The organism is Methanobrevibacter filiformis (assembly GCF_001639265.1).
GTDB lineage: Archaea > Methanobacteriota > Methanobacteria > Methanobacteriales > Methanobacteriaceae > Methanacia > Methanacia filiformis.
Window position 1 is genome coordinate 1 of the sequence record NZ_LWMT01000003.1, and the last position, 9,312, is coordinate 9,312.

The 9,312-nt window shown below is 27.2% G+C and carries 7 protein-coding genes and 1 pseudogene; 1 reads left to right on the plus strand and 7 read right to left on the minus strand.

The features are described 5' to 3' along the window. Positions 1–81: 81 nt before the first annotated feature. The 7 genes from MBFIL_RS00045 to alaS form a co-directional block, all read right to left on the minus strand. Entirely contained in the window at positions 82–447 is a 366-nt protein-coding gene (locus MBFIL_RS00045; protein WP_066970112.1) for a hypothetical protein, read from the minus strand. A gap of 157 nt (positions 448–604) precedes the next feature. Beyond that, positions 605–973, minus strand: a complete 369-nt coding sequence (locus MBFIL_RS00050; RefSeq protein ID WP_066970120.1) for a DUF2283 domain-containing protein — start codon at positions 971–973, stop codon at positions 605–607. 141 nt (positions 974–1,114) lie between these two features. Continuing rightward, positions 1,115–2,128 carry a tetratricopeptide repeat protein gene (locus tag MBFIL_RS00055; protein WP_066970123.1) on the minus strand — a complete coding sequence of 338 codons (1,014 nt, stop codon included), beginning with the start codon at positions 2,126–2,128 and terminating at the stop codon, positions 1,115–1,117. Between the two features lie 479 nt (positions 2,129–2,607). Continuing rightward, complete coding sequence (locus MBFIL_RS00060; protein ID WP_066970126.1) at positions 2,608–3,627, minus strand: virulence RhuM family protein; 1,020 nt, start codon at positions 3,625–3,627, stop codon at positions 2,608–2,610. Positions 3,628–4,219: 592 nt separating this feature from the next. Further along, positions 4,220–5,371 carry a tRNA uracil 4-sulfurtransferase ThiI gene (gene thiI, locus MBFIL_RS00065; protein WP_066970130.1) on the minus strand — a complete coding sequence of 384 codons (1,152 nt, stop codon included), beginning with the start codon at positions 5,369–5,371 and terminating at the stop codon, positions 4,220–4,222. 194 nt (positions 5,372–5,565) lie between these two features. After that, entirely contained in the window at positions 5,566–5,727 is a 162-nt protein-coding gene (locus tag MBFIL_RS00070) for a hypothetical protein (protein ID WP_211261679.1), read from the minus strand. A 165-nt stretch (positions 5,728–5,892) separates the two neighbouring features. Beyond that, positions 5,893–8,787: an alanine--tRNA ligase gene (alaS, locus tag MBFIL_RS00075; protein WP_066970136.1), complete on the minus strand. Its 2,895-nt coding sequence runs from the start codon at positions 8,785–8,787 to the stop codon at positions 5,893–5,895. A gap of 280 nt (positions 8,788–9,067) precedes the next feature. Here alaS and MBFIL_RS00080 point away from each other — a divergent pair. After that, positions 9,068–9,312 (plus strand): annotated as a pseudogene (locus MBFIL_RS00080) (hypothetical protein); the annotation flags it as partial.

The window sequence follows — 9,312 nt, forward strand, 5'->3', positions numbered from 1 at the left end:
ATCTTCATGCAAAACCATAAACACCAACTCAACAAAAACTAAAAAACACTAATAATATATTACACCCCATAATATTTAAAACTAAGCATAACTAAAAAGAATCAAAAAATAATTATTGCACAGCCAATCGATTAAAACTATATTAAGCACTCCATTTTTAATATAATATTCTATTGCATCAACAATAACATGGTTCTTATTTTTTTCTTCTTTAATTACATAATCCCTAAGATTTTCAAAATCTAAAATCTCATAATCCTCATCAATCCAATAATTGTTTTCTTTTTCATTATTATCCAGACTATTTGCATATTTATTACTATTTTTTGAAGATGTTTGTTTTACCGTTGCAAATATGCCTTCAACATCTTTATATTTATCAAAGAATTGAATTAATTCTTTATTATACTTCCTAATAATTTTAAAATTAATAAAAGCATTCATCATATTTAAAATGCTTAAATTTTAGAATAGCTTTTGTTCAAACTCAAAAAAGTAAAAATGGAAGATAATTTTAAATTCATCCTAAAATATCTAAGGATAACACAACAAAGTGCAAAATCAAAAATCCCAAGTTTTATTTACAGTGCTAAGTAACTACTATTTATTTAATATTTTCTTCAATAATTAACTCAGTAAGTCCTTTATTAATTGAATAATTGTTTGAAGTTTTTATTTCGTCAAGCCTTGGAGTAGAGACCTCTATAATAATTCTTATTATAATATTTTTACCATCTTTATTTATTTGCAGATTATTTAGTGAACTTTTTTCTAAAAGATATTTTTCAATATCTAATATTTTACTAAAATCTAATATTTCAATCACAGTAGGGAATCCTGTTTTATCTATATCAATTATAATATTTTTATCTAAAGTTATGGTATCATAATATTCCCTATTATTATGTGGATTAATAGTTACTGCATCAGATAAAACATCATAGCTATAACCAAAATTTTTATTATTCTTCACTTTTTTCCTCTCTAGATAGCCTGAATATTTTATTCCACTTTTCAAATAACTTATTTAATTGACTAATAATATTAATCATGGTTCATTTTAGTGAAATTAAATGAATTAAATCATGACAAGCTATTTAAATATATACCAGATTCATATTAAATTAGTTAATGCTTTTTTAATTCTTCCCAAAGATTTAATTCTTTTTATCTTTTCTATAACTCCATCTATATCAATATTATCATTAGTAATTTCATCTAAACAATCAAATGCTTCATCATAGGATCCAAGACTAGCTAATATTAATGATTTAGTAACTAAAGTAGAATCATGTCCTCTATAATCTACATTTTCCAAAGCCTTATTAATATACTCTAATGCCAAAACATTATCATCTGCATTATGTAAAAAAGCAGCTTTAGTGGATAAAGCATAAGCAAAATTAGGATCTTCCTTAAGAATTTCATCAAGAATATCTAAAGCATCAGACATTTTATCTTTACCTGCAAAATAAAGAGCCTTATCTACTTTAGCCCATTTTGGACGTAGATTATTTTTAATTCTAAACTCTAGTACTTCATATGCTTCTTCAGGTCTTTTCAAATGATTCAAAACAAAAACTTTTTTAGAAAGTGCATTTAAATGATAAGGATCATGCTTTAATACATTATTGCAAATATCTAAAGATTCTTCATACATTAGTTCATTTGAAAATAAATGTGCCTTGAAAAATAAACATTCTAAGTATAAAGGATGCTCTTTTGGAAAATTATCAATAAAATTGAATGCTTTTTTAAGACCTCCCATATCCACCAAAGTATATATCAAATGTTCCATAATCACGTTATTTTCAGGATTTGATTTAAAAGTTTTTTCAAAAATTGCTAATGCTTCTTCATTTTCAGCAAAATCACGTAACAATTGAGCAATATCATGAATAAAATCCTTATCCTCAGAATTAGAGTTTAAAGCTTGTTTAAAAGTTTTTAAACATTCCTCTCTTTTATCTAAATAGAATAAAGAAATTATTTTAGATAAATATGCCTTATTTTCCTTCGGATATGCTTTCAATATCTGATTCGCTATTTTAACAGTTTTTACATAATTAGATGCTTGATATTCTTTATTTAATCTTCTTAAAAGTTTTTCTTTTCTAATTTTTGACATTTTTCTTCCTCTTTATTTATTGATTAAAATTATATGATTATTATTAAATAATAATTAGACTTAAAACTTTTGAAAAATGATAAATCAGAGATTTCTCTAATTTTCGCTATTTTCTCAAGAATTGGAAAATGATCATTGCGAAAAATGTTTTGTTAAACATATTGTTTTTAAATGCTGTATAAGTTTTGTATACAATTAAAATAATTATTCAATGTGTTTATTATTTTCCAATTCATTCCATTTGGTGTATTTCTTCTATAGTATCATGACAATTTAATATTATAGTTTTAAATATTTCGTTATCTTTTTAATTAAGCTTTAATTTTCTTTATTTTAGTTATATTATATGAAATTAACAATATATAAACATTTAAAAATAGCTAAATTATGAAACCAAGTAATTTCTCTCAGCAGTGATGAGAGTTTTGGATGTTCAATATAATTTCTGGATTTAACATGTAATCCTCCATACATAATCATTATAAATTTTTACCTTCAATTCTTTTTATTTCATCAATCATTTTATCAAAATCAGATTGAAACTCTTTATCATGAAAAACAATGAACTTTTCATAATGTTTCTTTGCAATATCTATAGCTATCTTAGATGTGATTTTTCCTTTATTTTCTAAAATAGGTAGTTGATTTAATTTTATATAATCATTTAAAACAGTTTTCCACTGTTTCATGCTTGTAGGAATCTGATTTTTAGCTCTAAGCTCAGCTAATAATAAAAATCCCTCAACAATGCGATTTAAATTATCTAATTCAGTTTTATTAAGATAATTCTTAGATATTACAATATCACTCATTAAAATTTGACCTTGAGGATCTTTCCAATTTGTTAATCCCATGTGTGGTTTTTCACTATCTGCTCTACTTGCAATTATTTCAGCAGCCGTGTTGCCACTTACAGCAAAAATTAGTTTATTCTGGACATTTGCAAAAAAATCTTTTGTAACCTCAGCGTTTAGGTTGTAATCATAACTTGTTGCATAAATATCAGTGATTTTCTGGTTAAATCTTCTTTCTGATGTCCTTATTTTTCTAATTCTTTCGAGTAGTTCATCGAAGTAATCTTTACCAAATCTTGTACCATTTTTCAATAATTCATCGTCTAAGGCGAATCCTTTAATCATGTAATCTTTTAAGATGTTTGTAGCCCATATCCTAAATTGTGTACCTTGTTTAGAGTTTACTCGATAACCTACTGAAATCATAACATCAAGATTATATACTTGAGTATTATATTTTTTACCATCCGATGCAGTTAACCGGAATTTCCGGGCAACTGAATTTTCATCTAATTCACCTGTCTTAAAAATATTTTGAATATGTTCACTAATAGTATTTCTATCTTTTTGAAATAATTCAGCCATAGTTTTTTGACTAGCCCACATTGTTTGGTTTTCTTGGTCTATTATTACTTCTAATGTTACGGCGCCATCTGGTCCAGTGTATAGTAGTGTTTCAGTTAATTTAATGTCTTTTTCTTCCATTGATATGCATCCTTTTTAAATTTTAGTGTATTATTAACATATATCATGCTGTTCTAAATTAATATGGAGAGTAATTACACTCCAAAATTTATCCATCAATTTATTATTTTTTGATTTAAGTTCTGAATCTAGGCATAAAACACATTATTTTAACTTAATTAGATCATGAGTTTATGCATATTTCTTTATGATTAAGTTTATGATTATGTAAAAATTTTGCATCCTGAGAAAGTTAGCATTATATTTTATTATAAAATGCATACTAATTATTAGTAATTTAGTCAATAAAGATGTTTTTTAAGGAATAACAATCTTAAAAAGTCAGCCGCGAACTAAAATATATAATAATAAATTAGGATAGTTAATGTAACATATTCGACAGAAACTGTAATGATTTAAAGTTATCAGGAATCATGATTTTAGTAATAATTTATTTTCCAGGAGGAAAAATTTTTACACACAGTTTATAAGAAATATTTAGTGAAAAATAATTAAATTTATCGTATACAAAAGTTATACATATAAATTTCTATATTAATTATAATTTAGAATAAAAATATTTAGAATTAAAAAAAATAAAAAAAGTTAGATATTAATTAGGATACAAATTATCAATAACTTTTTTAACCTCAGCATCTTGATCCATTGCTTCGATTGATTCATGAACTCTCCCTAAATCAGCATTTGTCTCTGGGTATTTTGGTACTGCTGAGCAACCACCATCATTTAATTCTGAAATTGGGAAAGTTCCTATTTTTTTAGCTATTTTTTCAATTTCTACCTTATCCAGACCAATTAATGGACTTAGAATAGGGAATTCTGCATTTTCTCTTGTAGCTAATATATTTGGAAGGGTTTGAGAAGCTACTTGACCTACACTACTTCCATCAATGATTCCTAAAGCTTTTTCTTTTTTGGCAACTTCACTAGCTATTTTATACATTCCAGATTTACATAATACACATGTTAATTTTTCTGGAGCTTCATCTTTAGCCTTTTGAAGGTATTCACCATATTTAACAATTTTTCTCCTTATTGGATATCCTGAAGAGTATTCATTTAACTGATCTATAAGTCTATTAAAATTTTCAGTGACTTGTGGTCCTGAAAAAGGATCATTATTAAAATGAATAGCTGTTACAGCACATCCTCTCTTCATCATGAGATAAGCAGCTACTGGTGAGTCTATTCCACTTGATATGAGTGCTACAAGCCTTCCTTGCGAACCTAAAGGTAATCCGCCAGGTCCTGGAATCTTTTTATGATAAATGTAAGTTTCATCTTCCCTTACTTCTAAATATATTGTAATCTCTGGATTTGATAAATTAACAGGAGCTCCTATTTTTTCAATTACAACTCCACCAGCATATGCTGCAAATTCTTGAGAAGACATTTCATGAGTTCCAACACGTCTGCATCTTATTGCAAAAGGTGTTTCTGATGTAATAAGTCCTTCTTTTTCAAGTTCCCCAACATATTCAGTTAAATATTTATCTATTTCTTCTAAATCTGTTTTTAAAGAAATAGCTGGAGAATATGAAACTATCCCAAATATTTTATCCAATTTTTCAAGCCCTTCTTCAAAATTTTCAGGAGATATGTAAAATCTTGCTTGGCTTACCCTGATTTCACATTTAAGTTTTGCTTTTATATTAGAAACCAACTTTCTCTCAAATCTACCTCTAACTCTAGGACTTTTAAGTCCCACTTCTCCATATCTACCAATTATTAAATCATATTCCATAAAAATCCTCTTTAAATTAACTAATAATAAAAACATTTGTTAAATATACTTAAATAAATTTTTAAATTAAGTAACACATATTGTAATATAACAATGATATTATTTAAATATTAACAATTGTTATATTGTATTTATAAATAAAAGTTAGCTTTTTGAACTACCTGAAAATTCCAGATAGTTGAAATTTCATCTGCCTAATATTCAAGATCATTTGATGAAAATTTAGGGTTGTATATTATTCTAGTTTGTTCTAATATCTCCTCTGGATGAGTTAGTGAATATTCCCATTCATCTAAGTCAAGGTCTAAGTTTATATCTTCGGGAGTTTTTTCAGATAATTTTCGCAACTCTTTCATGTTTTTGTATTTTATTTCATATTCTGTTATTAAGTCTTTTCTTTTAATATTTCTTATTAATTTTATTTTAATCATACTAATCTCTCTATTAATTTTTTCATGAAAAATAAGTAATAATAATCGTCTAAAAAATAATAAAATAGATGAAATATGAAAATAACAAAATTAATTTTCAATCAGCTTAATAGCTAAATCCAAAGCTTCTTGAATCTTATCTTCTTTTGGACCTGCACCTTGTGCTAAGTTAGGTCTTCCTCCTCCACCACCACCAAGTATTGGAGCCAACTGTTTAATTAAGTCATTTGCTTTAATTCCATTATCAATAGCTATTTGTGATACTGCAGCTACAATATTCCCACTTTTATTTCCAATAACAATTACATCTACTTTCTTGTTATCAGTGAAATCAGTAGCTATTTTTTGTATTTCTTTAATATCTCCATCTAAAGCTTGAGTTAGAACTTTTAATCCTTTAATTTCTATAATGTCATTTTCAATATTACTTGCTTTGAGGTTAGCTATTTCTTTTTGTAGTTTTTGTATTTCGTTTTTATAAGATTTCCATTCACTAAAGAACCTATCACATGTTTTTGGAAGTTGTTCATTGTTTACTTTAAGAATAGAAGAACTTTCTCTTAAATAGCTATCATTTCTTTCCATTGACTCAATTGCAGCCATTCCTGCTGAGAAATCTAATCTCTCAACGCCATCTTGAACTCTCTCTGTTTTGTTTAATTTAATAAGTCCAATATCTCCAGTATTAAGTACATGAGTTCCTGCACATGCTTGTACATCAATGTAAGAATTATTATTACTAGTATTATTACTAGTATTATTAGTAGTATTATTAGTATTATTGTTATTAGTATTATTATTAATAGCAATAGTATTATTAGTATTATTAGATACAATATTAGACATATCACCATCAGCTATATCAATATTACATACTTTTACAACTCGTATAATAGAGCCTGGAACTATTCCACCTTGATATAGATTCAAACCATAAGTTTTCTCTGCTTCAGTTCTACTCATGAAAGTAGTATCTACTTTGAGATTATCCATTACATATCCATTAGCTATTTTCTCGATTTCATCTAGTTCTTCTTGAGAAATACGTTTATAATGAGATAAATCTAATCTAGAATGATTAAGCCCCTTTTGAGCACCTGCTTGCCAAATATGACTCCCTAAAACTTCTTTTGAAGCAGCTATTATCAAATGAGTCGCCGTATGATTTCTTGCAAGAGCAATTCGTCTATCCCAATCAATAATTCCAATTACAGTTTTACCTACAAAGTTATCTAAATAGGTTTTATTTAATTTAAGATAATCATTATTACCTTCGTCAATAAATACCTGATGTAAAACAACCCCATCAACTTTTTCTGTATGAGAAATAGATATATCAATAGTATTGTTGTTATCATCAGTTATAAAAACTTTTCCAAGGTCTGAAGGTTGACCTCCACCTTCTGGATAGAATACTGTTTTATCAAAAATTAAATATAAGTTATCTTTAATTTCTTCAACACCAATAAGCTTAGATTTAGCTTCTACACGATTAAAATTATCATAGAATAACAATTCTGTTTCAGGATAGCTAATATCCAATATTTCTTTTTCTGCGTGAGTTTCTTCTGTGTGAGAATCAGCTATAAGTGTGAAAAAATTATCTGGAATGTTTACTGTGAAATTATTGTTAATAGCTATTTCTTTAACTGTTTCTGGAGGCATTCCATGGGCATCATATAGATTCATTAATGTTTCAAGAGGCATTTCATTTGTGTTTTGTTTTTTAAGGTTCTTAATAGTTCTTTTAACTATTTTTTCCCCTTTTTCAATTGTTTTAAAGTATCTTTTCTCTTCAATATTAATAATATTCATTATATGATTATAAGAATCCTTAATTTCTGGATAAAATTTTGTTAAGAACTCTAATTGAATTTTCATTATTTCTGCTAAAGATTCTTCTATTTTAAGTTCTTTCATAAATCGTATAGTCCGTCTAAGTACGAGACGAGCAAGATATCCTTCTTTAACATTTGAAGGTATTATACCATCAGATATCATAAATGCTAAGCATCTTGTATGGTCAGCTATTATGTATATTGCTTCCATTGGTTCTGCTGAGCGAAGTAATTCTTCAACTGTAATATTTAGTTTCTCTGCTACTGTTTTACGAAGAACTCTAATATCTGCAAAAGTTTCAATATCCATCATTCCAGCTATTTGAGCATTTTCAGCTAAAATTGTCTCATTAACATTTACTGAGGTTATTTCTTTTAATTTATCCACAACTGGTGCAAAACATGCATCATAAGCAGTAGGAGTCCCTTGAGATATCCATGCAAATCTTTCTAATCCATAACCTGTATCAACAGTCCTAAGAGGAATTTCTTCTTTTTCACCATTAGGTAATATCTTGTATTGCATGAAAACAAGTGTTGCAAGCTCAACTCCCCTAACACAGACTTCTAAACATGGCCCAGCATTTCCACCACCTTCCCACCATGATTCAATAAATGTAATTTCCTCACCAGCTATTCCTATGCTTTCTATAAAATCATGACAAAGCTTTATTGTTTCATTATCCCAATATATTTCTCTTTCAGGACTATTAAATGCATGATGAGCTCCCATAGTAAAACATGTCATGTGTCTTCCAGTTCTTCCAACATTATCAACATCATTTAGACGAATAGCTGGTTGAGCAATTGTTAAAGGATTGGCTGGAGGTTCCATTAAACCAGATGTTACCCATGGTTGGAAGTCATATATTGAAGCTCCAACTAAAAATACATCATCTCTCCATCTTTTCGCAAGAACTGGATAACGTGTAGTATATGTGTGGTTCCTGTTTTCAAAAAATTCAGTGAATGTTTTTTGAATCTCATATAGATTATAGCTATTATCTGTTGGAGGATCTCCAATGAACTCATACTCATCACATGGAGCATCCCCACATGTAGATCTCTCATTTATAGACCAAAAATCACTACCACAAGTTTCACACTTTCTTTTTTGATACCCTAATTCTTTAAATATTTCAAACATAATAATCAGTTGAAAAAATTGTAAGATAATAAAAATAATTAATTTTAAAGATATTTATTAACACTCTAAATTATATTGATAATTAATAATATAAGTATTAATTTATTTAAATTTAATAATTATTACTAATATTAAAATAAATAATAAAAATAGTATTACGAAAATATAAAGTTGGCTGTGCAATAATTATTTTTTGATTCTTTTTAGTTATGCTTAGTTTTAAATATTATGGGGTGTAATATAGTATTAATGTTTTTTAGTTTTTGTTGAGTTGGTGTTTATGGTTTTGCATGAAGATAGTATTGGTCAGGTATTTTTACTTCCTTTAAATTTGAGGGACTTTATTCCAGATAATCATATTTGTTTTTTTATTGAGGAATTGGTTAGTCGGTATGATTTTGGTGATTTGCATTCTAAATATGCTGATACTCCAGGTAAGAAAGCTTATTCTAGGAGAATGCTTGCTAGAAATATTCTTATGGGTCAGATTGATGGTATAAGGTCTGGTCGTAAACTTGAAAAGGC

Coding starts and splice junctions, on each gene's coding strand:
- MBFIL_RS00045 (WP_066970112.1), bottom strand. CDS start 447: ATGATGAATGCTTTTATTAATTTTAAAATTATTAGGAAGTATAATAAA.
- MBFIL_RS00055 (WP_066970123.1), bottom strand. CDS start 2,128: ATGTCAAAAATTAGAAAAGAAAAACTTTTAAGAAGATTAAATAAAGAA.
- MBFIL_RS00060 (WP_066970126.1), bottom strand. CDS start 3,627: ATGGAAGAAAAAGACATTAAATTAACTGAAACACTACTATACACTGGA.
- thiI (WP_066970130.1), bottom strand. CDS start 5,371: ATGGAATATGATTTAATAATTGGTAGATATGGAGAAGTGGGACTTAAA.
- MBFIL_RS00070 (WP_211261679.1), bottom strand. CDS start 5,727: ATGAAAGAGTTGCGAAAATTATCTGAAAAAACTCCCGAAGATATAAAC.
- alaS (WP_066970136.1), bottom strand. CDS start 8,787: ATGTTTGAAATATTTAAAGAATTAGGGTATCAAAAAAGAAAGTGTGAA.